This window comes from Lacticaseibacillus pantheris DSM 15945 = JCM 12539 = NBRC 106106 (assembly GCF_001311175.1).
Taxonomy (GTDB): Bacteria; Bacillota; Bacilli; order Lactobacillales; family Lactobacillaceae; genus Lacticaseibacillus; species Lacticaseibacillus pantheris.
This window is the reverse complement of record NZ_BBAI01000033.1, coordinates 1-23,437: the sequence shown is the minus strand read 5'-3', so window position 1 is coordinate 23,437 and position 23,437 is coordinate 1. Positions and strand designations below refer to the sequence as shown.

The window sequence follows — 23,437 nt, the reverse complement described above, 5'->3', positions numbered from 1 at the left end:
TACGCTCAATCTCAATTATCTGCCGCCGTACGTCACTGCGTTCCTACGGCGCTCCGGGGTCGCAGCAACCACGTCTCCGGACACGACGCCTCCACCCCAAACCACGCCCGCGGGTTCCCGATAGGTAGTGGCAGTGATTACCACTCCGACCCCACACGCCTCCGCTCACCGGTCCGACCGACGCTGTCGGCGGCCACTACTGCCGCAATCCACGGAGCGGTTCACAAAGCCGCAACCCCACCTCCACTTTGCCTGCACAAACCCTGCAGCGCAGTGTTGACACCCCAACCGTGGTGCCGTATTATCATTCCGTTGGTGTTGGGTGAGCATGGACTCACCTAGCGAAGTGCTGGGTTGGCGACGTAAAGGAGGTGCGGGTATGCGGTGGTTAGAAACGGATTGGCAAAGTCGGCGCGCCCGGACCATACTGTTGGTGGTGGCCATCGTACTGGTGCTGATTCTCGGTATTCGTTACTGGGACGAGCTCACAGACCTTTGGCGCTCTGCGCGGCATTACAAGGTATGGCTGCTAGCCATGCGCTCACTTGGGCCCATCGACCTCTTCATCTTTGCCTTGCTCCTCGTCATCGTGAACAACATCCCCGGTGTACCCATCGCCGTGCTCGCGTTCTTCGCCGGCGTGTGTTTCGGCCACTGGCGGGGGTTCCTCGTCGACGCCGTGGGGATGAGCTGCGGTAACATGCTGCAATACTACCTCTTCGGCCGGGTGCAAAGGCGTCGACAACCGCCCGATACCTGGCTGTACCGGCTACTGACTAGCGCCCGCTGGCCCGAGTTGGGGCTGGCCGTGGGCTACGCGGTGCCCATGATTCCGACGATGCTCGTTAACGTGGCAGCCAACGAGGTGGTTATTTCGCGGCGGCGCTACGTCGCGTCTTGTATTGTTGGTTCCAGCGCCATCGCGTTCGTCTACGCCTTTGGTGGTGATCTGGTTACAAGCGGGCAGTGGCCCGTAATCGTGACCGTACTCGTGGTTGCCATTATTGCGGCGGCCTTCGCCTGGGCAATCACCCGCGTTCGCCGACGTGACAGTAGTAATTCTAGATAGAATATGTGTAATTGCCGTCCTGATTTTCTGAGGGATGGCTTTTTTTTGACTAATTTTTATTTCCGACTTGACCGCCAATTAATTTCGTTGTATTCTCTTTTACGTCAGGTGAGTGAGTGATTACTCACCGAAAGAATTTGAGGAGGCAATGGCATGGCAGACGTGATTACATTGCAAGGATTAACAAAGCGGTTTGGGCAGCAAACCGTGCTCAACGGTGTTGACCTGGACCTACAATCAGGCGAAATTTTGGGGCTCATTGGCCCCTCTGGTGCGGGTAAGTCAACGGTCATCAAGACGACTTTGGGTATGGAATTCGCCGATAGCGGTAGCGCCAAAGTATACGGCGCGGAGATGCCTAACCGCGTCCTGCTCGGGCAAATCGGTTACATGGCCCAGTCCGACGCCTTGTACACCACACTGACTGGCCGTGAGAACCTCGAGTTCTTCGCGGTGATGAAGGGGCTACCCAAGGATACGCTTGGCGCTGAGATCGACCGGGTGGCGCAGGTGGTAGACCTTACCGGTGACCTCGGCAAGCGCGTCTCGGGCTACTCCGGTGGGATGATGCGGCGCCTGTCCTTAGCAATTGCCTTACTGCATTCACCCCGGCTACTCGTTCTCGACGAGCCCACCGTCGGGATTGACCCGGCTCTGCGCATCCGCATTTGGGAAGAGCTGCGGCGGGCCGTCCAGGCGGGCAGTAGCGTCCTCATCACGACGCACGTGATGGATGAGGCGGAGAAGTGTGACCGCGTGGCGTTGCTGCTGGGTGGCAAAGTCATGGCGTTTGACGCCCCGGCCAAACTTGAGGCGGACTACAACGTGGACACGATCGAGGAAGTATTTTTGAAGGCGGAAGGTGAACTCTAATGCGGCGAATAATTGAGTTAATGAAGCGAATTGCCAAGGAACTGGTGCGGGATCCCCGAACCCTTGCACTTGTCTTTGTGGCGCCAGTGCTGGTGATGTGGTTGATGAGTGTCGTGTTCTCCGTCAATTCCACGACGCACGTCGATGTGGCCACGGTCGGGGTGCAAAGTAGCCTCCGCACGCAGCTTAATGACGTCAAGCACGTTAGCACGCACCGGTACGCCACCACGCATTCCGCCAAGGCGGCACTAAAGTCTGGCAAAGTGGACGCCATCGTTAAGGAACGCGATAATCGCTTTGACATCACCTACGCCAATACGGATTCCACCAAAACGAGCGTAACCAAGATGGCCTTCCAGAGCAGCATGACCAGCACGACGCTCAAACAACTCAGTGAGCAGGTCACCAAGCTGGCAATGGCCAACGCGACTTTGCAGGCGAAGATGCAGGCCCAGGCCGCTGCCCAGCAGGGTGCAGCCGGGAGTACGTCGGCGAGTGCTACACCGACCAAGAAGACGGCTACCAAAGCGGTCAAGGTGCACAACCACTACGTGTACGGTGACAGCAACACCAACTACTTTGACAAAATCATGCCCATCATGATGGCGTTCTTCGTCTTTCTGTTCGTCTTCCTGGTGTCCGGTATGGCCCTCCTCAAGGAACGGTCCACGGGCACACTTGACCGGGTGCTGGCCACCCCTGTGCGGCGGAGCGAGATTGTGCTTGGCTACCTGGGAACGTACGGAATTCTGGCGCTCCTGCAAACAATCGTGATTGTGATTACGACCGTCTGGTTGTTGAACGTCGAGATTGTGGGCAGCCTCGTCAACGTAGTGCTGGTGAACGTGTTAGTCTCGTTCGTGGCGTTGGCCGCCGGCATCTTCCTATCCACGTTGGCAGCATCCGAATTTCAAATGATGCAGTTTATTCCCATCGTGATAGTGCCGCAGATTTTTCTGTCGGGTCTGATCCCACTGGATTCCCTACCAAAGTGGCTGGACTACGTGAGCTACATTTTCCCGTTGCGTTACGCGGCGGACGCGCAAAATGCTATCATCTTTAACGGGGATGGTTTGGGCAGCATCTGGCTCGACCTGGTCATCCTGGTAATTTTCGTGGTGGTGCTGGCCGCACTGAACGTGGTGGGCCTCAAACGTTACCGTAAAGTTTAATTATATATGTGGTAATTACAAACCGGCCGGCGGGGAATGTTGGTCGGTTTGTGGTGATGAGAAGGTAGAGAGATAGGAGTAATGGCAATGGAAGAGTCGACGGATAACGTCTTTGTTGATTACCGGGCGTGGTTAGGTGAACAAACGATGCCACCGGGCAAGCGCAAAGCCTTACTGGCGGGCCTGGAAGTGTTTGCCGCCAACGGGTACGACGGGGCGAGCACGCAGCAGATAGCGGATGCTGCCGGCATTAGTCAGGCAACCATCTTTAAGTACTTCAAAACAAAGCGGGAGTTGCTGCTGGCAATTCTCGAGCCGATTGTGAACAATATGTTTGGGCTGTACCAGGCGAGCTTTATCGCGGGTATTCCTGCAGGCGATGACCTGCAAGCAATCGTAAATTATATTGTGACCGACCGGCTGCACTTTTTGCAGGTGAACGCTGACGCCGTCATTATTTTGTTGACGCAGGTGCTAACAAAAGCCGACTTGCGGCAGCAGGGTCTCAGCAAACTAATGAACCCCAACCAGGATAACGGTGCGGCGATACGGGGCGTGCAGATTATGCAGCACCTGCAGGCGACGGGCAAGGTTCGTCCCGAGATGACAGCCGCCGATATTGTCAGGACGATTATCGGTCAGTTAGGTGTGTACTTCTTACAGCGCTACCTTGTCAGCCCCGACGTACCAGTGGACACGATGCGGGATATAAACGTGCTGGAGACAACTATTTACAATGGTCTAGCTGTGCATCCAGAATCTGCAGGTCTGGATGCATAAAGTCGGTGCGAGTGAGTAACTGGTCACTTTATTTACTGGCGGTGCCCTCACTCACCGTTGATGGTGTTAAAATTACCTTACAGATTGACCGAAATGAATACCAGCGGTGGGACGAAGGTCGCACCGCTGGTTGCAGTTTGTGGCCGTCTTGTGTTATACCGCTGTATAGTTCAACCGTGTGGTTCTGGACCGCACAACTTGGCGCAAGCCAAGATTCCGTACGCTGTGGCATCACGGCGCACCACTTTTAGATGAGGTGACATTGAGATGAGTGAACAAGTTCAGCGTGACGCCAAGAAGACGCCGCAGGACTACGCGAAGGAACCAGTTGCGTCGGTCTATAACGACTTTGGTACTAGCGCTGCGGGCCTAACCAGTGACGAGGCTGCTAAGCGGCTTCGTCAGTATGGTCCCAACGAGATACAGAAGAGCAAAAAGCAATCTCAGCTAAAAGCCTTCCTGAAAAACTTTACTAGCCTGATGGCCTGGCTACTCTGGGTGGGCGGTATTATCGCCGTAGTAGCTGGCATGATGGAGCTAGGGATTGCCATTTGGGCAGTCAACATCATTAATGGTGTGTTCAGTTTCTGGCAGGAACACGCCGCGCAAAAGGCAACGGATTCGCTGATGAAAATGTTGCGACGTACGTGAACGTGCATCGGGACGGTCAACTGACGCAGATTGAGACCACCGAGCTGGTGCCCGGCGACGTCTTTGATTTGCAGGCCGGCGACGCCGTTTCGGCGGACGCATGCTGATTCAGGCTAGCTCCATGCAGGTTGACCAGTCGGCTTTGACTGGTGAGTCCGTGCCCGAAAGCAAGAGTGTGGACTACGACCCTGGTGAAGGCCAGTTCGCCGAGGCTAACCTGATCTATGAAGGCACCAACGTGGGCGCCGGGACCGGGACCGCGGTGGCGCTGGCCACGGGGATGACGACCGAGTTTGGTAAGATTGCCCAGTTGACCCAGCAACAGACGCACCAGGACAGCCCGCTAACGCTGGAGCTGAACCGGCTGACGCGGCAACTGTCAATCATCGCGATTGGTATTGGGATTCTCTTCTTTGTCCTGGCCATCTTTGTGGTTAAATATCCGGTGGCCAAGTCGTTCATCTTTGCGCTGGGGATGATCGTGGCGTTTATTCCTGAAGGACTGCTACCAACGGTAACGCTGTCGCTCGCGCAGGGTGTGCAGCGGATGGCGAAGAAACACGCGCTGGTCAAGGACTTGAACTCGGTGGAAACACTGGGGGAGACGACGGTGATTTGTTCCGATAAGACCGGGACGCTGACCCAAAACCAGATGACGGTTAACCATATTTGGCTGCCGTTCCGCGAATACGGCGTGAAGGGGACGGGCTACGTCGCCAACGGTAAGATTCTCCGCCGTGGGCACCACGTACACCTGGAAGACGAACCTGAACTCAAGACATTATTAGAGATTTCTGCAATTGACAACGATACCCGTGTTCAGCAGGGTAATGATCCCAAAGAAGCTCCCAAGTTGCTGGGGACGCCGACCGAGGCCGCGATGATTATCATGGCCGAAAAGGGTGGCGTTAATGCCGACGAGCTGAACAAGCAGATGCCGCGGGTCAAGGAACTGACCTTTGACTCCGTGCGGAAGCGCATGTCGACTTTGAACAAATTGCCCGATGGCGGTTTGCGCATTAACGTCAAGGGTTCGCTGGGTGATATGTTGTCCCAGTGCTCTGATGTGTTGGACAAAGGTGAAACGGTTCGGCCAATCACGGATGCCGATAAGAAGGCAGCCATAAAGGCGGAACAGGATTATGCCGAGTCCGGTTTGCGGACGTTGGCCGTGGCTTACCGGGACATCCCGGCGGATCAGGTACCGGCAAACCTTGACGACTTAACGGTTGATACGTGCGAGTCCAACCTGATTCTGGTCGGACAGGCCGCAATGGCAGACCCCGCCCGTCCGGAAATCTTCCAGGCGGTTAAGGAATGTCACGACGCGTCCATCCGTATCATCATGGTGACGGGGGACAGCCCGGTGGTTGCCCGTAACGTCGCTGCCCAGATTGGGATTGTGTCGAGCAACCAGGCCCGCGTCATTACGGGGACTGAGTTGGCGGACATGAGCAAAGACGATTTGAAGGCCGCGTTCAAGGAAGAATTAATCTTTGCGCGTGTGGCTCCAGAACAGAAGTATAAAATTGTGTCCACGTTGCAAGAGATGGGCGAGATTGTGGCCTCAACTGGTGATGGGGTCAACGATGCTCCAGCCTGAAGAAAGCCAACATTGGTGTGGCCATGGGGGTTACGGGTACCGATGTTGCCAAAGACGCGGCGGATATGGTGCTCACCGATGATAACTTTGCGTCGATTGTGGCCGCGATTGAAGAAGGCCGCACCGTCTACAGCAATATTCAGAAGTTCCTGACCTACATTCTGAACTCCAACGTGGGTGAAGCGATTCCGTCCGTCCTGTTCCTGTTAAGCCGCGGGTTGATTCCGTTGCCGCTAACCGTTATGCAGATTCTGACCATTGACCTGGGAACGGATATGATCCCGGCTTTGGGGTTAGGTGCTGAGCGGGCAGAACCGGGCATTATGAAGGAACCGCCGCGTGCACAGACGTCGCACTTACTGACGAAGAACGTCCTATGGCGCGCGTTTGCTTGGTATGGGATGATTGGCGCCGTGGTTTCTGCAGGTGGTTACTTCTTTGTGAACTACCTGAACGGCTGGCCGAGCGTGGCGTTGGCAGCGGATGGCACCAAGGGCTACATCACGGCGACGACGATGACGCTGGCGTGCGTGATCTTCGTGCAGATGGCCAACGTTATGAACTGTCGGACGCGCAATGCGTCGGTCTTCAGCATTGGGCTGTGGAAGAACTTCAAGATTAACGTCGGGATTGTGGTTGAATTCCTGATTTTGATTGCGTTGATGCACGCACCGATTCTACAGGATGTGTTCCAGACTGGGCCGCTACACTGGCAAGAATGGGTCTTCCTAGTCTGCATCCCGTTGCCAGTCTTCTTCATTGAGGAATTACGTAAGAAGATTGTGCGCGGGCGGCAGCCGTCGACGCAGGTGGAATGATCGCCCCGCAATAAAGAAAAGAATAAGTGCTTCTACGCTGACGCAAAGTCGTGGCGCAGGGGCACTTTTTTTGTCTGGAAGAATTGTAGTCGCACCGGAAACCGGCGGGGCTTGCCGGTTGGAGGTTTCGCCCTAGCAGCGGTCATTGTGGAGCAGTTCACCAAGCCGTAGCATCACCACCACTTCGCGGCCCCGGGCCCCAACCCGCCAACGTTATATTTTTGCCCACAAATGATGTGTCCTCAACGCCGGTAAGTAGTATAATGGGGTAGAACATCTATTCACATGCTAATCGATCCGGGTTTATATATGTATCCGGGACTAGCGGCCATGCCTACCGCGGCTTTGCTGCTGAATCGATAGGTTGGTGAATTAAGCAAGGGGGCGGGCACATGCAACTAGGTAGGGTGCGCTGGTATGATCCCGGTCTGGGTCGGGGTATCATTGATGCGGATGATGGCAAAGTTGTTTTTTTTACCGTATCACGCCATTGATGGCACCGACATTGACCGTTTCCTTCTCGATGAGGACGAACGGATTGAATTTGATGCCGAAGAGGGCGAATTCGGCTTTGACGGCATTACCGGTCAGTATCGTGCGACACGCGTGCGGCCGCTTGAATAAATAGTTATGGGGTAGGGTGTATTGAAAAAGTCACAGCAATGGGCGATCATTGGCGCGGCCGCAGTGGTTGCCATCGTGGTCGTCATCGCGGGTATCATGTGGATTAACCACGCGACGGCGCCCGCCAGTTCGACCGCGACTGCCACAAAGTCTTCGCAGGTTCAAAAGGGCGCTGGTAAGCAGGCAACTGCTGCCGACAAACAGCGACTGCAAAAGGAACGTGCGGCTGACCCCGTCTTTGAGAAGTACGAACGTTACGGGCTGACCTATGCGGAGACGCAGTACGCGCGCAACATGCCGATTTCGATGGTCGGCGACTCACTTACCGTCGGCAGCGAGTACGGGTTCAAAGAAATCTTTCCCAAGATTAACCTGGACGCGCAGGTGGGTCGGCAGGCTACCGCTGGCCCAGCCATTTTGTCAGCATGGGCGGATCAAGGGCAACTGGCGCACACCGTGATTGTCGAACTGGGTACAAACGGCCGCATCACGGCCGATTTGGTCGCCCAGATTGAGCAGATTTGTGGTGCCAAACGCCGGATTTTCTGGGTTGGCGTGAATGCCGTTGGTCGTGAGTGGGAGAGTGACGACAACGCACTGATGCGCAAAATGGCCCGCAAGTATAGCAACCTGACCTTTGTGAACTGGTACGCTGAGTCCCAGTCACATGAGGATTGGTTCAACGATGACGCGGTGCACCCAAACGCAAAGGGGCAGAAATACTTCTTCACCTTTGTGGCTAAATCGGTCCTTAAGCCAACCGTCGCAGCGCAAAAGTAACAGTGACCGAACATAAAACAAGGCGCAAGGCTGCTACCATCATCAAGGGTGGTAACGACTTTGCGCCTATTTTGTTGGGACGATTAATTATGCCGTGCGGTGATTTTGTGTGGCCGTGCTGCCTGTATTGTCGCTTTGACAGTTGCGGATATCTTGCGCCAGCTCGACCCAGTCATGGGGCGTCGGCGTATTAGGCCAGATGACCTGCGTCATTTTGAGGTTGGGTGCTTTGAAGTCGGAAACGTAAATGTCGGTTTCTGGCCGGAGTGCGTGCTTAACGCGGATAACGTTTCCGCCAAAGGTGTTCATAACGGTCAGTACGTACTGGTTGAAGCGGGCGTCTTCGGAAAAATCAACGCAGATATTGACCGGTCGGGTGTTGGTGCCCGCCTGGCTTACATCAATGAGCGCGGTAACGTAACTGAAGTAGAGGTTAACCCGTGCGCTGTCGGTGAGAATGATTTCTGGGTGGCGCTCAATTTGTTCAATGAACGTATTGGCCAAGTTATTGAATACTGGGTACAGTTGCATGAAGAATTGTCGTAGCTCTTCGTTATCCCGTTGTGCGGCGGCAGGCATGAAGCTGGTCAGTTGACGATGGACTTGGGTGAGCCGGCGTGTTAACAGCTTGGTTGCCACGGGTGAGAGCTGATAGCATCGTTCCGCCGCACCAGTTGCAGGAACTCGTTGGTGAGCAAGCCGGCTACTGGCAGGATGACATCCGTTGAGGTGTTGGTACAAGGAATGTATTTTTGGGCAATCAAAAAATTGCAGTAATAATTTAACTCTGCTTCGTTGACGTTCGCACCCAACTGACGCAGCTGGATACGGAGTTTGTCGAATGGAGCCATGGTTAAAGTGGGATAAATCTTGGACGTCATGATGCCCTGATTTTGTTGCCGCAACAGCCAAACGCCCGTAAAAATATTGAGCCGCGTTAGTTGAGTGGGCAGGAGTGGCCCATCGATAAACTGTTGCACGCAGTTCGTGATGGCCGCGGTCTGCTCCGCAATTTCCGGGAAGGGGTCGCAGACGCCGTGGTACTCGTCGTAATACAGTTGGAGGAGGTACAAACGAATGGCGGCCTCGTCGTAGTAATTACCGGCGTGACCCATGTTGTGCCCCCACCGTTGCCGTAAGGCCCGGGTGGCCCGGGCAAAGGTGCCGTGGACGATGTAGCGGCGTTCAATGAAGCTGGTAATCGTTTCGCGTTGATCATAGAAGTGGTAGTAATTGAACGCGTTAAAGGCCACCGACTGCTCGAGCAACTGAACCGTCATCCGCTTCAGTACGTTGCCATTCAGGCCGACTGCTGCCAGGAACCATCGTCACGCTTTTCGATTTGGGCGTCACTCATGTTAGCGAGAATCATGTTCATATAATCCAGGTTGGTATTGACCTGGTAGGGTGTGAGGTGCATTTCCTCCGCCAGCGCTTTATGTAACAAGTTGTGGTGCCGGTTAGTATTAAGCCGTTCAAGTATTTCTAGACAAAGTCGATCATGTTTATCGAACAGGTATGCGTACGCAACCATACGCCCAACCCCCCTTGTAACTCCATTTGTATAATCATCATCGCTCTCCAAGCGAATAATTAATGTAATTTTAACGCAAAAATGTATAAGTGTCCAAATAAGTGGTTATTAACAGCGTTAATTTCCTAGTTGTTCTGAGGCCTGGGTTGGGGAAGTAATCCACGTTAGTGGTTGGCGGCAGCGTAGGTCGGGTCGCTGAGCTGCGGCTTTCGTGGGGTACTCCATGGTAACCACTGCTAGGGCGAAGGTGGGTGGGTACGAACACGCGGGTGGGTTTTGGGGTTGCGGCTTACGTGTCCTACGCCCCAAACCCCGCCCGCGGGTTCACGCCACCCATTAGTAGTAGCTACCATTCCAATCCCACACGTCTGCACTCACCGCATGACCGAAGCGGCCGCACGCTACCGTAATAAATACGTTTACAGGAATGGCGCCTCCGTCCCAAAGCCCATCCGTAGATTGCCTATATGGAGTGTTCTTTGGTACCGGGATTCTGTTTCCCGCACTCATATGTATTCAGCTAAACTATTTATCACTAGGAGTTTCGCTGTTCCAGTTAGTAAGCGGTATGTTGTTGCGTGAGTGTATTCCGTCACATGAGTTTAAGCTGGTAGCTGTCTCTTCAACGTAACGGTGAACATCCACCACGCCAGTACGACCAGCCACTAGCAGCAATCACCGTGGAGCGTTCCACAAAGTCGCAGTACCCCACGGCACCCGCACCGGACATAACCGCCACTTGACAATGGTGCAATTATTTTCAAAATGATAACGCTATCGCAAACTAGTGTATTTAAGCTATAATTAATTGATACAGAAATTTTCGTGACGTCGGCCGTGGTCAGTGTGACCCCGAGACGTTACCGAAGGGGGATAGCAGCGATGACGGTTAAAATGATTGCGGTCGACATTAACGATACGCTCCTTAACTCGCAGGGACAGATGACGGACACCACCGCGATTACCCTCCAGCAGGCCACTAATCGTGGGGTGAAAGTGGTGCTCACCACTAGCCGCCCCCTCTTTGGGATTAGCGAATACTTAGGTGAATTAAACCTGCGCGGTGACACGCAGTACGCAATTACCTACAACGGGGCGTTACTGCAGACACTGACGGGGCGGGTATTGAAGGGCCATACCATGCGTCGGGATGATATCGAAACGGTGGCGAAATTTGGGGCGGAACACGACGTCCACTTCCACTTTTTGGATGAGCAGGGGCATAACTACGTGACGGACAGTTACATTAACCCGTACACCGTGCGGCAGGCGGCGGCCGATCACGCCGGTATTCACCACGTGTCTTTGGATAGCATTCGACCGGACTTCCACGCGGCCAAAATTGTGCTGGCGGGCAGCCCCGCAACGATTAGTCGGGTCCAGATGGACTGCATCAACCAGCTGGGGTCACGGTACTACATCGTGCGGCCCCGACCATACTTTATTGAAATCATGAGCCAAACGGCTAATAAGGGGACGGCCTTGGCTGACTTGAGTGCCTACCTGAACATCGCAATGGATGAGGTGATGGCCATTGGGGACGAGCTGAACGACCTGCCGATGCTAGCGAGTGCAGGTATCCCCGTTGCTATGGGTAATGCGCGCCGTGCCCTGAAGAAGAACGCCACCTTTGTGACTAGCGATAACGACCATAACGGTGTGGCGCGAGCCGTGCGTAAATACGTGCTGGGTGTATAATGCGCTCAACGGTAGTTTATTTGGAACAGTACGGGGGTGCCAGATGCGCAATGTGCGGGCAGGGTTGATTAAAACCGTCATTATTTTCATACTGCTGGCGCTGATCTACTGGTGCCATTGGGGCCAAGTAGTGAACGGCGCGTTGATTGCCTTGGCCGTGGTGATTGTTTGGGTGCCCAATCGGTGGCTGGGTGGCCAGTGAAATAGCAAAGTGGCCTGGTCACAATTAGCGGCTGCGGAAAAACGGCGAACATCGGTGCCGGCCGCTTCTGACCGATTGGAGTTATGGTGAGAAGCCCGCCTACAAACGTGGACCCCAATGCGGTTCCCTGTGCCTAACGTAATAATGCCGATATTCCCGCACTTAGGAATATCGGCATTATTACGTTAGGCACAGGGAGCTAACCGCATCGGGGTCCACTCTCACTATTTATATCGTTTAATTAATGCTAGTCCTTGTTACGAATGACGTCACGCAATTCGTTGATGAATTCGATTGGGTGGCGGGTCGCACGGGATACGTACTTGATGTTCAGTAGGTCATGTGTGGACAGGTTGTGGGAAATGGAATTCTTCCCGTAGGTCCCAGTCCCCAGCGTAAGGGATGGGGTAAGGCCGTTGAACAGGCCACCAATCCCACCGAGAGAACCTGGCGTGTTAATTAGAATCCGGCAAGATGGCATCTGGTCGCCAAAGCGGCGGATGACGTCCTCGTCAGTGGTGTGGAGTACGGCCGTGTGGCCCAGACCGCCGTAGTTGAGGATCCCCAAGCAGAGCTGGAAAGCCGCCTCCTGGGTGTTAGCCACGTACATTGACAGTACGGGTGACAGCTTTTCGCCAGACAGCGGGTAGTTTACGCCAATGCCGTCCAGCTTGCCAATCAAGAGTTGCGTTCCGGCGGGCACCTTGATGCCAGCCATGGCCGCAATCTTCTCGGCTGACTGACCAGCTACCGGGCCGCGCACGGTGTGTCGCTGTGGGTCAATGACGGCGTCGGCGAGTTTGTCGACCTCGTTATCGGGTACAAAGTAGGCGTGCTGCTTCTCGAACTCGGCTTTGACTTCATCCAGAATGTCGCGGTCGACCACCAGGCTGTTCTCGCTGGCACAAATCATCCCGTTGTCGAACGTTTTGCTCATCATGATGTCGGCCACCGCTGCCTTTACGTCGGCAGTGTGCTCAATGTAAGCGGGGGCGTTACCTGGGCCGACCCCGAGTGCTGGCTTACCGGTGGAATATGCGGCTTTGACCATGCCCGGGCCACCAGTGGCGAGCACGATGGCCACACCGGGTGGTTCATCAACGCGTTGGACGCGGCGATGCTTGGTTCAGCAATCCAGCCGACCAGTCCCTTAGGCGCACCGGCAGCTTCGGCCGCGTTCGCATGAGTCGAGCAGTCGCAATCCCACATTCCAAAGCCTGTGGGTGCAAACTGAAGATGATGGCGTTGCGCGTCTTGAGGGCCAACAAAATTTTGAAAATAACGGTTGAGGTCGGGTTAGTCACCGGCGTAACCCCAGCGATGACGCCCAGCGGTTCTGCCACTTCGGTGACCTTCTTGCCGGGGTCGTCGGCGATGACACCAACGGTCTTGTCGTCCTTGATGGCCTTCCAGATGTACTGTGAAGCGTAAATATTCTTGATGGCTTTGTCTTCGGACTTGCCCCGGCCAGTTTCGCGGAACGCTAACTCACCGAGTTCCTTGGCGTGGGCCGCCGCGGTTTGAACCATTGCCTCACAGATTGAATCAACCTGCTCCTGACTAAAATGTTGGTACTCGTTAAATGCGGCCTGGGCAGTTGCCACGAGGTCGTTGATGCTTGCTTCTACGTCGGATGTTTCCTGTTGTTCCATAGTTGCTTGCGCCATATCCATCTTCCTTTGCATGCGAATGAGTTTAAACACCTAATCTAATTACCATAATAGTCCTGCAAACGGTCCTTGTAAATGATGTGAGTAAACTTCACAATTGCACTAGTGGCGGGACAAAAACCGCCCACCACCGGCAATTATTCTTCTCATGTTTGATTCAGAAAACCGTTTACATTACGGACTGCTTTTTGCAAAATCAGCGGCTGGTGAATGTGCGCATTGGCCGGCCTAGTGTTAGTTGGTGCTGGCGTTATTAATCACATCAATGAGGTGTGCATGGTAGAATAACGTTACGAACGAATTTTAGGGGGTAGCAAAGATGGTGGTTGTAATATCAGATGTAGTGGCGGCCGAAGTAGTAAGCGCGGCGGGTACTCCAGCGTTACGGGTGTCCGTAGTGCTGAATGATGGTACTACTGGTAACGCAACGGTGGCGACACCGGGGCGCCATGCTGGTGGCCCGGGAGTGGGCTTACTCGATGGTGGCGACCGGCTACACGGTTTAGGCGTACTCAAAGCCGTCAACCATGTGAACACGACTTTGCACGACGAACTGCGCGGACAATCGCCGTTTAACCAACAGTTGCGCGACGTAGCGATTGCGGACGCGGATGGCACGGATGACTGGCATCGACTCGGCGTGAACGCCACGTTTGCTACGTCGCTCGCCGTTGCACGCGCCGCCGCTAACTTTGAAGGCGTGCCGCTGTACCGTTACCTCGGTGGGGTTGTGGCGACTGCACCACGGCCGGCCGTACCGCTCGCACGTGACGGCGCCGACTTTGATGCGCTGTATAGCGTGGCGGCAGATGACGGGCGTATGGACGTGGCCGTGGAGAAAGTTATGAACGACCAGCTATCCGCGCCAGACGGTGGGCCTAACGCGCACCTGGAGGATTTGGTTGCCACCGTTCGGGCTCGCCGCACCGATGTTGGGTTAGCCGTTACCGGCGCGACGGCGGTACCCGCGGGGGTGCAAACCATCGCCCAGGTTGCCGCTCCACTGGCGACGTACGGGACGGTTACCGCCGCGCTCGTGGCGCTACGTGATGGGCAGTCACTGTTGCAACACGCCGCGGCCGATGTCGATCCGTACGCGGCGGACTTGGCGGCGGCAGTGCGCTGCCCAACGCTGATTGTGCCGTCACGGGGTGGGAGCCAGGCACACATTGTTAATCGCCTACTGACGATTGGCCGTGAGATGGACGCTGACGTGTAGAAGAATAATGGTGCAAAAAAAAGGACTAGCGGTGCACTCGCCCACGGAGGGTGCACCGCTAGTCCTTTTGGCGTCGCGGCCTTAGCTGATGGCGTTATTAACGTACTTCTTCAATTCGGCACCGGACTTGCCGTCGCTGAGGCCCACAATCAGCTTGATGCGCGCCTTTTGGCCGTTCAGTCCCTGGCAAAAAAATGATGCCCATCTTTTCGAGCTCCACGCCGCCGCTTCGTAATCGTAAAAGCCCTCAGCAACGCCGTTGAAACAGCGAGAAACCAGGACGATCGGCACGCCGCGGTCAATCAGGCGTTGTAGGCCGGGCAAAGTTGCTGGTGGGAGGTTGCCCGCACCGAGTGCTTCGATGACCAGGCCGTTGGTGTTGTCCGGCAATGCGTCAAACAGGTCGGAGTCCATCCCCGCGTACGCCTTCAACAAGAAAACGTTTGGCACCACGGCGTCGATGAGGCAGGATTCCTGGTTAATCAACTCCTGGAAGAAACGGGCGCCGTCTTTGGTGACCAGACCGATGGGCCCAAAGGTGGGGGTACGGAACGTAGCGACGTTCGTGGTGTGGGTTTTGGTCACAAAGCGGGCGGTGTGAATTTCGTCGTTCATCACCACCAGGCAGCCTTTGTTCCTCGATTCGGGGCTGGCCGCGGTTCGGATGGCCGTGATGAAGTTGTACAGGCCGTCACTACCGATCTCGTTGCTAGAGCGCATGGCCCCAGTCACGACGACGGGAACCGTGCTGTCCAGGGTGAGGTCGAGGAAGTAGGCGGTTTCCTCCAAAGTGTCGGTGCCGTGGGTCACCACCACGCCGTCAATGCCATCCGCTTCCGCGCGGCGGATCCGTTGGGCCAATTCCAGCATGCGTGCGGGTGTCATGTGCGGGGATGGCAGGTTGAAAATTTCCTCCGCCGTGACGTTGACGTCGGTGCCGAGCTGGTCGGTCTGGCCCATGAGCGGATTTTCCGCGCTGGGCGCCACGTCGCCAGCGGCGTTGGCGGTCATCGAGATGGTGCCGCCCGTGTGTAGTACGAGGATGTCAGTCATTTTTTTTGTGCTCCTTTGTTAGCGAAAATATGTCCGTCTGTTAGTGTATGCCGAAACTCGGGTAAGATAAACCGTTAGTTGGGTGGATAACGGGTTATCTTGCTGGTTTTAGTGGCCGGAGTGCTGCAACTTTGTGGACGACTCCACGGCCACCGGCCACTCGGTCTACACCACCAGGCCAGCACGGATAACGCAGCAGATTGTCCGTTGCTTTGCCGTACACTATCCAGGCGGACTAGCATACCAATTGTTAAATTTGGTTAGTGCGGGTTAACGCCATTCCGTCCATGTCATAATAGATGAAACAACCAGAGACGAGGGCAACCAATTGAAGCAAGTCAAGATAATTATGGCGGCGGCCGTGGTGGTACTAGTAATGGCGCTGGGCGTGTGGGGCTTTACCAGCCTGAGCCGCCAAACGCAGCGGGCGACCGAACAGCGGCAAGCACGTACCGTTACTTCGAAACAGATACTGAACGCAAAGCAGACGTTCTGGGATAGTCAGGCAAATGTGACGGCCCAGTCCAGCAGTAAGGGGGTGCTGTCCCACTACAAGTACGCCAAATCCGAGTCCGTTGTCGCGACTCCGTGGATCTTCCATAAGGGTCAGCTGGGTGGGTACACGCGGATCGGGTATACCGAGTTAAAAGCCCGGTTACGGCAACTCAGTTCGGGCAGTACCACCAAGACCCACTTTGCGACCATCAAGCAGTTGAACCGCGCGCTTGCGCAGGCCAAGGCCGGTCTGACCATCAAAAAGTATAGTGAGCTACTATATTATCGGAACGGCACGGTGAGTGTCCAAAGTACGGGTTTTATCGCGCGGGGCAACCACCTGTACGCGCTGTCGATGACGTACGGTTCCAGTAGCGATGAGCTGGGCGATGTTGATGTGGCGCAGATTTATACCCGCAAGGAATATCAGGCTCCCCGCAGGCATCTGAGTCAGGCGCAGATTGCTGGCTATTGGTCGGCTAGCAATTATGATGCGGTGCAGGTCCAGGACGGTCAGCTGTTCAGCGTCAATTCGACCAGTAGTATGACTAGTGCCAGCCGTTTTAACGTTCAGGATCTAGCCGAGATTTCCACGCAGAAGTTGTACGCAAGCAATTATGCGACGCGGGTGGCCGAAGCAATGACGGTGGGATACACCATACCGCAGGCGACCTCACTGGTGGCGAACGATATTGAGTACACATACTTGTTCCTGTCCGCTAACAAAATGGTGCGGATTAAGGGTAATGCGGTCACCACGTTCACTAAGTCGCAAACCAGTGGGACTGCTGCAAAGATGCCCCCCGCGATTAAGGCGGTCTTTGCCGCGGCCGACAAGCAGAAACAGGGTGAATACGCCGATTCAGTGTCGTCGTTGAGTGACGGTACGTACGAGGTAGTCTTTGTCCACACGCTCGATACCTTTACGGAAACTAACTACATGGACCAGCGGGATTACCAGCAGGCGACCATCCACGATGGCCAGGTCACGTTCAAAGAAATGTAGCTACTATTGGCTGGTCGTACTGGCGTGGCGGTTCCGGTTGAGCGGCTGGGCCCCGCGACCGGCTACGTGCCTCACGCTCACGCCCGTGCCGGGCTACCGCGAATTGCCGTAGCCCGAGCAAAACCCACTCGGTCTAGCCAATTTGATTCTGTAAATCGTAACTGCCAGTAAGTGCTTGCGCACCAACTGGCAGTAACTCTAACAGAACTACGGGCATGCAGCCGTCGCGGGGACCAGCCGCTCAACCTCCACCACCACGCCAGTACGACCAACGGTAGATGTTAACCGTTCGGGCGGGTAAATGTAGAACTTTGTAATCAAGGTGAGTGATTTTGTCGTGAGCTAACTTTCTTGCGTTTGTGGACGGTCAATTTCCTCCTGTAGGTACACGAAATTGTGACAGTAGCGTGAGGCTGCGTCGGTCGGACCGGTGAGCGGAGGCGTGTGGGGTCGGAATGGTAACCGCTGCCAGGGGGTGCCGCCGTAGGAACGTAGTGACGTACGGCGCGACGAATTCCAAGACCGGCCGGTGGTTTCCCGGACGGGCTTGGAATCGCGGCGGAAACACGCCCGTACTTGGCGGGTTGGAGCTTCGTCCTAGCAGTGGTTACCATGGAGCGCCCCACGAAAGCCGCAGCTCACCGGTCCGACCTACGCTGCCGCCTCAATCCAACAAGCACAAAGTAAAAGCCGAGCGGTGTGCCGCTCGGCTGTATACATACACGATTATTGTCCCCGGTGCGTCCGCCAGTAATGTAGCAGGACGGCGGCGATGAAGATGACGCCCACCGCCAGCGGAATCCGCGTATCCGGGTTAATCGCCATGAAGATGACGACAACGGCCAGGAATGCCAGTGTGAGGTAGTTGCTCCACGGCGAAAATGGCATCCGGAATTGGTCCTCACCCTGCAGCACGGGGTGTTGCTTACGGAATTGAATCTGACTCAGCAGGATGACAATCCAGGGGATGAGTCCGGGTAACACACTGGAGCTGTACACAATCACAAAGAGGTTCTTGGTACCCGGCCACAGTAGCGGCACTACAAAATTAAGAATGACGCCAATCCCAATCCCCGCCGCAATGGTGACCACCGGCCAGAACGGAACCCCGTGCCGGTTCAGCTTGGTGAAATGCTGCGGCAACTGCTTGGTTTCCGCCAACGTGTAGCCCATGCGGCTAGCACTATAGATGCCGGAGTTGGCACCAGACAGTGCGGCGGTGATGACAACAAAGTTAATGATGGTGGCCGCGGCCGCGATGCCGACTTTGGCAAAGGTTTCAACGAAAGGTGAACCGATGGTACCCAGTTTGTCCCAAGGGTACACGGTGACGATGACAAAAATCGCTCCCACGTAGAAGATGAGGATACGGCCCACCGTGGATTGAATTGACTTCACGATGGTCGGGCGGGGGTCCTCCGCCTCGCCGGCCGTAATTCCCAGTAACTCAACACCCTGGTAGGACGCGACGACAATTGATAGGGCAAAGACAAAGCCGCTGAGGCCACCGGTGAAGAAGCCGCCGTGGGACCAGAGGTTGCTGACGCCGAGCGCGTGGCCGCCGTTACCAAGGCCGAAGAAGATGAGCCCCAGGCCGGCGACAATCATGAGGATAATCGTGACCACTTTGACCATCGCAAACCAGAACTCAAGCTCGCCGAACGCTTTAACGGAAATGAGGTTGGCAATCGTCAGCATTAGCAACGCCACAAGGCCGGGAATCCACTGCGGCAAGCCAGGCCACCAGTATTCGAAATAGCTACCAATCGCGATCATCTCGGACATACCGACGACGAGAAACTGGAAAATATTGGCCCAGGCCGTGAGGTAGCCAAATACGGGGTGCAGGTATTCGGAGGCAAAGGAGGCGAAGCTCCCGGTGACGGGGTGGGCGTAGAGCATCTCGCCGAGAGCACGCATAATGAAGTATAGAAAAAGTCCCGCCAGCGCGTAGGCCAACATGACGCTGGGGCCAGTCCACTGGATGGTGGATGCGGACCCCATGAAGAGGCCGACGCCGATGGTGCCGCCAAGCGCGATCATTTGCATGTGACGAGAACTCAATTTGCGTTGCATGGTTTCGAAACCCCTATTCTTTGTATGGTTTGATGCACAATAGTTTGTAGTTTAACACTAATGGCATACACTTGTCTTTAATGCTTATACAATGGTGTTGATGATTAGCGAGGGTGATGCTTTGCCCTCCATAATTGTAGTCATAAGCGCAATCTTTGTTGTTGAAAAACTACAAAAGTGTTTCATTACGTCCATTTAGTACCAGTATTCTTTGAATCATGTTAACCTTGTTGGTGAGGACCAATTCTTGAGGAGGTAGTACCCGTGCCAATGTTGGGTCAGAAAAAAAACATCGCCAAATTGCCCGCGCATGGCTGATTACGATTTGTGTCGTTATCGCGATCGTTGCGGTTGGTAGCGTGGGCGCGTACGCCATCGGTGCCCAGAGGGCCGAGGCTACTGCCAGCGCCGTGAAGAAATCCAGTCAGTCCAGTGCTAAGAGCTCCTCTTCAACGACAAAAACGAAGAAGACGACGGTTAAAACCGTCGACTACACTAAGCCGTCAGAGAGCAAGGCTTATCCGGATGTAAATAAGTATCCCAACCTGTGGATTCGGGTTTCCACCGAGAAGCAACGCACATACATCATGAATGGTGATAAGGTGCTGTATACGATGTACTGTTCAACGGGGATGACGAACAGCACGGATACCGCAACGCCACACGGAACATACTACGTTCAGGCGGAGCGGGGTGAGACCTTCTATAACGCCCAAGAAGAGGAAGGGGCCAACTACTACACTTCGTGGTCAGGCCACGGTAGTCTCCTGTTTCACACGGTGCCCATCGACGTTAACGGTAACTATATTAAATCCGAGGCTGCCAAGCTGGGCAAGAAGGGCGGCGCCTCGCATGGTTGCGTGCGTTTGACCATTCCGGACGCCAAGTGGATTTACACCAACATTAAGTACAACACGAAAGTGGTAATTGACTAACAAGCACGTTATAATGTTTGATTAGGATTGTACGGCACGTTCGTGACCAAGCAGCTTTCCCGACCGGATGGAGAATCCGGTGGGGGAAACTGCTTTTATATAGGCTAATTATCGCCGCCGGTCAGTGTGCCCTAGTAAATAATTGATGATACTCAGTACGCTGAACCAATAGGAGGAACTCATTGCTCACAGTTAATAACGTTAGTATGACCTTTACCGACCGGACGTTGTATACGGACGTCAACCTGAAGTTTACGCCGGGCAACTGTTACGGCATCATCGGTGCCAACGGTGCCGGCAAGTCAACTTTTCTGAAAATTTTGGAGGGCAAGTTAGCACCCACCACCGGGAGTGTGACGCTGGATCCGCACGAACGGATGAGTAGCCTGCAGCAGGACCACTTTGCCTTTGATGACCAGACCGTGATGAACACGGTGATGCAGGGACACAAGCGCCTGTTCGAGGTGATGGAGCTAAAGACGCGCTGTACGCCAAGCCGGACTTCTCGGAAGAAGACGGCCTGAAAGCGGCTGAGCTGGAAGGCGAGTTCGCCGAAATGGACGGCTGGAACGCGGAGAGCGACGCCAGCCAGTTGTTGCAGCAGCTGGGGATTCCTGAAGAGCAGCACCAGACCATGATGGGTGATTTGCCCGAAAGCGACAAAGTGAAGGTGTTGTTGGGTCAGGCCCTCTTTGGTCAGCCCGACGTGCTCCTGCTTGACGAACCGACGAACGGTTTGGACACTCAGACGATTAGTTGGCTGGAGGACTTTTTGGCCGATTACCAGAACACCGTCCTGATTGTCAGCCATGACCGACACTTCCTGAACGCCGTATGTACGATGATGTGTGACGTCGATTACGGCAAGATCGAACTATACGTGGGGAACTACGATTTCTGGCGTCAAAGTTCGGAATTGGCTCAGCAACTGAAGTCCAACGCGAACGCGAAGAAGGAGGAGCAGATTAAGCAGCTCCAGGAATTCGTGGCGCGGTTCTCGGCTAACGCCAGCAAGTCGAAGCAGGCGACTGCGCGGAAGAAGCAGCTGGACAAAATTACGCTGGATGACATCAAGCCTAGCAGCCGCAAGTATCCGTACGTGAAGTTTACCCAGCAGCGTGAGATTGGTAACGATTTGTTGCAGGTGCGCGGCCTGGCTTTGACGGTTGATGGACAGCCGGCGATTAGTAACGCTAGCTTCATCCTGCACCCCGGTGAAAAGACGGCGATCATCAGTCGGAGCGACGTGACGGCGACCCAACTGCTACAGATGTTGGCGGGGGCGGTGCAGCCGGACGCTGGTGAAGTGGCGTGGGGTGTGACGACGGTGCGTGGTTACATGCCAAAGGATTTGAACAGCGTCTTTGAAGACGACACGCTGAGTATTTTGGACTGGTTACGGCAGTACGCGCCGAAGGATCAGCAGGACAACACGTTCTTGCGGGGATTCCTGGGCCGGATGTTGTTTTCGGGCGACGACGTGTTGAAGCCGATTAACGTGCTTTCGGGTGGGGAAAAGGTGCGGAGTATTCTGTCGAAGTTGATGCTGACGGAACCGAACGTGCTGATTATGGACGACCCGACCAACCACTTGGATTTGGAGTCGATTCAGTCGTTAAACGACGCGCTAGTGGCCTTCCCGGGTTCGGTTATCTTTACGAGTCATGACCACGAGTTCATTGAGACGATTGCGGACCACATTATTGAGGTGGGACCACTCGGGGTGGTTGACCGTGCGGACACGACGTATGATGAGTTCTTGGAGCACCCGGTGGTGAAGGAACAGGCGCAGAATATTTACGGATAATGTAAAAAAAATTATATAAATGATATATAATGGGCGTATGCGGGAGTGTGCGCTTTTTTTTGCGTGGAGAGTAGCGCTTTAGCGCGTACTCAGCGCCACTCGGAGGCAGTGCGGAGCACCGCCGAGAGACTGCAGTGTATACTGATTTGTCCGCAGACAGATCGAGAGCAGTGGTGTTTCAAGAGGTGCATTTGTCTGCTATCGTCGAAGTATCTGTACTTGGCCTTTTGGTTAGAGTTGCTTATGCGTCGCCTTCTGGCCAGCGCAGCTCGTTTTAATACCAGAAACAAGCGGCGGAGCACCGCCGAGAGACTGCAGTGTGTACTGATTTGTCCGCAGACAGATCGAGAGCAGTGGTGTTTCAAGAGGTGCATTTGTCTGCTATCGTCGAAGTATCTGTACTTGGACTTTTGGTGATAGTACCTTAATACGTCGCTTTCTGGCCTGCGGAGCTCGTATCAATAAGCACAGATAGCGGGAAAGCGCTGTAGCTTCCCACAGCAAGTGAGAGGAATAGCTCACAACCATACAGAGCTGATTTCAACGTTGCTCAAGGCTTTGTCAGCGTTACCCAACTGAACGGCTTTTGACCACGATACCCGCCAATATTACCCGAAATGCACGAATGAGGTGGTCATATCTGTCCGCCTAATGTTATGCTATTTGATGAGGAACCGTTTGTTTTCATCCGGTGTTTTCCTTTTTCAGTCAACAATATTTCAATTTCTATAACTGGAGTCGGTGGGGTGACCGACTGAACCTTGGGGGTGTTAATCAATGATGGGAGCTGAATTTCGCCGGTTACGACGGCGTGAGGGCGCATCGTTGAAGGATGTGGCTGGCGGCGTGGTGTCGCTGGGCGCTCTATCGAAGTTTGAAAGTGGTACGGCTGACGTGCCCATTAATAAGTTGTGCGTCATGTTGGACCGTATGGGTGTGAGCTTACAGGAGTTTGTCAGCGGCTTTGACCCGTTGGTTGGTAATAGCAATAGCCTCATGCCCACGGTGAACAAGTTGAGTGCCAACGTGATGTGCCCGGACTTAAAGTCCTAGTGATGATGGCCCAGGAACGGTACGTGCGGCGGTGGACGCCCATCGACTTTCAGCAACTGGTGATCGCCGCAGGGGCGTACTTTGCGTTAACGCAGGACAACTTGTTGAGCACGGAGCAGGAACAGACCCTGTCCACCTGGTTTAGCCCCCAGGTGCGGTGGACGGAGGCGAACGTGGTTGCTTTTCGTTATGGTTGCGTACTGTTATCACCACTGGTTTGTTACCAAGTGGCAACCCGTTTGTTTGGTAAGGTGCACGCCGTATACTCGGTTAACCACTCGCTTAGTACCGCCGCCTGGGAAGCCGTGTTGAGCGCGGA

Annotated in this window: 22 protein-coding genes and 1 pseudogene; 16 read left to right on the top strand and 7 right to left on the bottom strand. The window is 54.7% G+C overall.

Features of this window, described 5'->3' with window-relative positions; genetic code table 11:
- The first annotated feature begins 379 nt into the window (after positions 1 to 379).
- From JCM12539_RS09700 to JCM12539_RS09670, 7 genes and pseudogenes are all read left to right on the top strand, one after another.
- Positions 380 to 1,069, top strand: a complete 690-nt coding sequence (locus JCM12539_RS09700) for a TVP38/TMEM64 family protein (protein ID WP_054651080.1) — start codon at positions 380 to 382, stop codon at positions 1,067 to 1,069.
- Between the two features lie 153 nt (positions 1,070 to 1,222).
- The gene (locus JCM12539_RS09695) at positions 1,223 to 1,942 is read left to right on the top strand and encodes an ABC transporter ATP-binding protein (protein ID WP_054651078.1); all 720 of its coding nucleotides are present in this window, start codon (positions 1,223 to 1,225) and stop codon (positions 1,940 to 1,942) included.
- Positions 1,942 to 3,114, top strand: a complete 1,173-nt coding sequence (locus JCM12539_RS09690) for an ABC transporter permease (RefSeq protein WP_054651076.1) — start codon at positions 1,942 to 1,944, stop codon at positions 3,112 to 3,114. The genes JCM12539_RS09695 and JCM12539_RS09690 overlap by 1 nt, the downstream gene beginning before the upstream one ends.
- Positions 3,115 to 3,201: 87 nt before the next feature.
- Positions 3,202 to 3,894: a TetR/AcrR family transcriptional regulator gene (locus tag JCM12539_RS09685; protein WP_054651074.1), complete on the top strand. Its 693-nt coding sequence runs from the start codon at positions 3,202 to 3,204 to the stop codon at positions 3,892 to 3,894.
- A 267-nt stretch (positions 3,895 to 4,161) separates the two neighbouring features.
- Positions 4,162 to 6,966, top strand: a pseudogene (locus JCM12539_RS09680) (cation-translocating P-type ATPase).
- Positions 6,967 to 7,383: 417 nt separating this feature from the next.
- Positions 7,384 to 7,590, top strand: coding sequence for a hypothetical protein (locus JCM12539_RS09675; RefSeq protein WP_054651072.1), 207 nt, complete (start codon positions 7,384 to 7,386; stop codon positions 7,588 to 7,590).
- A 21-nt stretch (positions 7,591 to 7,611) separates the two neighbouring features.
- Positions 7,612 to 8,370, top strand: a complete 759-nt coding sequence (locus JCM12539_RS09670) for an SGNH/GDSL hydrolase family protein (protein ID WP_054651070.1) — start codon at positions 7,612 to 7,614, stop codon at positions 8,368 to 8,370.
- 87 nt (positions 8,371 to 8,457) lie between these two features.
- On the opposite strand, the gene JCM12539_RS09665 is transcribed toward JCM12539_RS09670, so the two are convergent.
- From JCM12539_RS09665 to JCM12539_RS09655, 3 genes are read right to left on the bottom strand one after another with little or no spacing between them, the layout of a single operon-like run.
- Positions 8,458 to 9,009: a hypothetical protein gene (locus JCM12539_RS09665; protein ID WP_054651068.1), complete on the bottom strand. Its 552-nt coding sequence runs from the start codon at positions 9,007 to 9,009 to the stop codon at positions 8,458 to 8,460.
- Complete coding sequence (locus tag JCM12539_RS09660; RefSeq protein ID WP_054651066.1) at positions 8,991 to 9,650, bottom strand: hypothetical protein; 660 nt, start codon at positions 9,648 to 9,650, stop codon at positions 8,991 to 8,993. The genes JCM12539_RS09665 and JCM12539_RS09660 overlap by 19 nt, the downstream gene beginning before the upstream one ends.
- A 20-nt stretch (positions 9,651 to 9,670) precedes the next feature.
- Positions 9,671 to 9,904: a hypothetical protein gene (locus JCM12539_RS09655; protein WP_054651064.1), complete on the bottom strand. Its 234-nt coding sequence runs from the start codon at positions 9,902 to 9,904 to the stop codon at positions 9,671 to 9,673.
- 882 nt (positions 9,905 to 10,786) lie between these two features.
- Between JCM12539_RS09655 and JCM12539_RS09650 the strand changes: the two genes are divergently transcribed.
- Together JCM12539_RS09650 and JCM12539_RS13265 are read left to right on the top strand one after the other, a co-directional pair.
- Entirely contained in the window at positions 10,787 to 11,602 is an 816-nt protein-coding gene (locus JCM12539_RS09650) for a Cof-type HAD-IIB family hydrolase (protein ID WP_054651062.1), read from the top strand.
- A gap of 43 nt (positions 11,603 to 11,645) precedes the next feature.
- A complete protein-coding gene (locus JCM12539_RS13265) occupies positions 11,646 to 11,804 on the top strand; it encodes a hypothetical protein (RefSeq protein WP_156302171.1) in 159 nt (52 codons plus the stop codon).
- Between the two features lie 247 nt (positions 11,805 to 12,051).
- Here the strand turns inward: JCM12539_RS13265 and JCM12539_RS14830 are convergent, their stop codons facing one another.
- Both JCM12539_RS14830 and JCM12539_RS14825 read right to left on the bottom strand, forming a co-directional pair.
- Complete coding sequence (locus JCM12539_RS14830) at positions 12,052 to 12,855, bottom strand: aldehyde dehydrogenase family protein (RefSeq protein ID WP_054651058.1); 804 nt, start codon at positions 12,853 to 12,855, stop codon at positions 12,052 to 12,054.
- Between the two features lie 46 nt (positions 12,856 to 12,901).
- A complete protein-coding gene (locus JCM12539_RS14825) occupies positions 12,902 to 13,471 on the bottom strand; it encodes an aldehyde dehydrogenase family protein (RefSeq protein WP_054651055.1) in 570 nt (189 codons plus the stop codon).
- Between the two features lie 322 nt (positions 13,472 to 13,793).
- On the opposite strand from JCM12539_RS14825, the gene JCM12539_RS09635 reads away from it, so the two are divergent.
- The gene (locus JCM12539_RS09635) at positions 13,794 to 14,693 is read left to right on the top strand and encodes a phosphopyruvate hydratase family protein (protein ID WP_054651053.1); all 900 of its coding nucleotides are present in this window, start codon (positions 13,794 to 13,796) and stop codon (positions 14,691 to 14,693) included.
- Positions 14,694 to 14,774: 81 nt separating this feature from the next.
- On the opposite strand, the gene JCM12539_RS09630 is transcribed toward JCM12539_RS09635, so the two are convergent.
- Positions 14,775 to 15,746 carry an asparaginase gene (locus JCM12539_RS09630; RefSeq protein ID WP_054651051.1) on the bottom strand — a complete coding sequence of 324 codons (972 nt, stop codon included), beginning with the start codon at positions 15,744 to 15,746 and terminating at the stop codon, positions 14,775 to 14,777.
- Between the two features lie 328 nt (positions 15,747 to 16,074).
- On the opposite strand from JCM12539_RS09630, the gene JCM12539_RS09625 reads away from it, so the two are divergent.
- Positions 16,075 to 17,247 (top strand): hypothetical protein, encoded by a 1,173-nt coding sequence (locus tag JCM12539_RS09625; protein WP_054651049.1) that lies wholly within the window; start codon positions 16,075 to 16,077, stop codon positions 17,245 to 17,247.
- Positions 17,248 to 17,973: 726 nt separating this feature from the next.
- Here JCM12539_RS09625 and JCM12539_RS09620 read toward each other — a convergent pair.
- Positions 17,974 to 19,323 carry an amino acid permease gene (locus JCM12539_RS09620; protein ID WP_054651047.1) on the bottom strand — a complete coding sequence of 450 codons (1,350 nt, stop codon included), beginning with the start codon at positions 19,321 to 19,323 and terminating at the stop codon, positions 17,974 to 17,976.
- Between the two features lie 299 nt (positions 19,324 to 19,622).
- Here JCM12539_RS09620 and JCM12539_RS09615 point away from each other — a divergent pair, with 299 nt between their 5' ends.
- The 5 genes from JCM12539_RS09615 to JCM12539_RS09600 all read left to right on the top strand — a co-directional run.
- Positions 19,623 to 20,258 carry a L,D-transpeptidase gene (locus JCM12539_RS09615; protein ID WP_054651045.1) on the top strand — a complete coding sequence of 212 codons (636 nt, stop codon included), beginning with the start codon at positions 19,623 to 19,625 and terminating at the stop codon, positions 20,256 to 20,258.
- 182 nt (positions 20,259 to 20,440) lie between these two features.
- A complete protein-coding gene (locus JCM12539_RS15580; RefSeq protein WP_439645135.1) occupies positions 20,441 to 20,782 on the top strand; it encodes an ATP-binding cassette domain-containing protein in 342 nt (113 codons plus the stop codon).
- Positions 20,783 to 20,814: 32 nt separating this feature from the next.
- Complete coding sequence (locus tag JCM12539_RS09610; RefSeq protein ID WP_439645134.1) at positions 20,815 to 22,065, top strand: ABC-F family ATP-binding cassette domain-containing protein; 1,251 nt, start codon at positions 20,815 to 20,817, stop codon at positions 22,063 to 22,065.
- Between the two features lie 777 nt (positions 22,066 to 22,842).
- Positions 22,843 to 23,118: a helix-turn-helix domain-containing protein gene (locus JCM12539_RS09605; protein WP_054651043.1), complete on the top strand. Its 276-nt coding sequence runs from the start codon at positions 22,843 to 22,845 to the stop codon at positions 23,116 to 23,118.
- Positions 23,097 to 23,437 (top strand): hypothetical protein (locus JCM12539_RS09600; protein ID WP_162204117.1); only part of this gene is annotated, 341 nt, incomplete at its 3' end. The genes JCM12539_RS09605 and JCM12539_RS09600, both read left to right, overlap by 22 nt.

Coding starts and splice junctions, on each gene's coding strand:
- JCM12539_RS09610 (WP_439645134.1), top strand. CDS start 20,815: ATGGACGGCTGGAACGCGGAGAGCGACGCCAGCCAGTTGTTGCAGCAG.
- JCM12539_RS09650 (WP_054651062.1), top strand. CDS start 10,787: ATGACGGTTAAAATGATTGCGGTCGACATTAACGATACGCTCCTTAAC.
- JCM12539_RS09655 (WP_054651064.1), bottom strand. CDS start 9,904: ATGGTTGCGTACGCATACCTGTTCGATAAACATGATCGACTTTGTCTA.
- JCM12539_RS09690 (WP_054651076.1), top strand. CDS start 1,942: ATGCGGCGAATAATTGAGTTAATGAAGCGAATTGCCAAGGAACTGGTG.
- JCM12539_RS09700 (WP_054651080.1), top strand. CDS start 380: ATGCGGTGGTTAGAAACGGATTGGCAAAGTCGGCGCGCCCGGACCATA.
- JCM12539_RS09695 (WP_054651078.1), top strand. CDS start 1,223: ATGGCAGACGTGATTACATTGCAAGGATTAACAAAGCGGTTTGGGCAG.
- JCM12539_RS13265 (WP_156302171.1), top strand. CDS start 11,646: ATGCGCAATGTGCGGGCAGGGTTGATTAAAACCGTCATTATTTTCATA.
- JCM12539_RS09660 (WP_054651066.1), bottom strand. CDS start 9,650: ATGACGGTTCAGTTGCTCGAGCAGTCGGTGGCCTTTAACGCGTTCAAT.
- JCM12539_RS09605 (WP_054651043.1), top strand. CDS start 22,843: ATGATGGGAGCTGAATTTCGCCGGTTACGACGGCGTGAGGGCGCATCG.
- JCM12539_RS09630 (WP_054651051.1), bottom strand. CDS start 15,746: ATGACTGACATCCTCGTACTACACACGGGCGGCACCATCTCGATGACC.
- JCM12539_RS14825 (WP_054651055.1), bottom strand. CDS start 13,471: ATGGCGCAAGCAACTATGGAACAACAGGAAACATCCGACGTAGAAGCA.
- JCM12539_RS09685 (WP_054651074.1), top strand. CDS start 3,202: ATGGAAGAGTCGACGGATAACGTCTTTGTTGATTACCGGGCGTGGTTA.
- JCM12539_RS09620 (WP_054651047.1), bottom strand. CDS start 19,323: ATGCAACGCAAATTGAGTTCTCGTCACATGCAAATGATCGCGCTTGGC.
- JCM12539_RS09675 (WP_054651072.1), top strand. CDS start 7,384: ATGATCCCGGTCTGGGTCGGGGTATCATTGATGCGGATGATGGCAAAG.
- JCM12539_RS14830 (WP_054651058.1), bottom strand. CDS start 12,855: ATGGTCAAAGCCGCATATTCCACCGGTAAGCCAGCACTCGGGGTCGGC.
- JCM12539_RS09635 (WP_054651053.1), top strand. CDS start 13,794: ATGGTGGTTGTAATATCAGATGTAGTGGCGGCCGAAGTAGTAAGCGCG.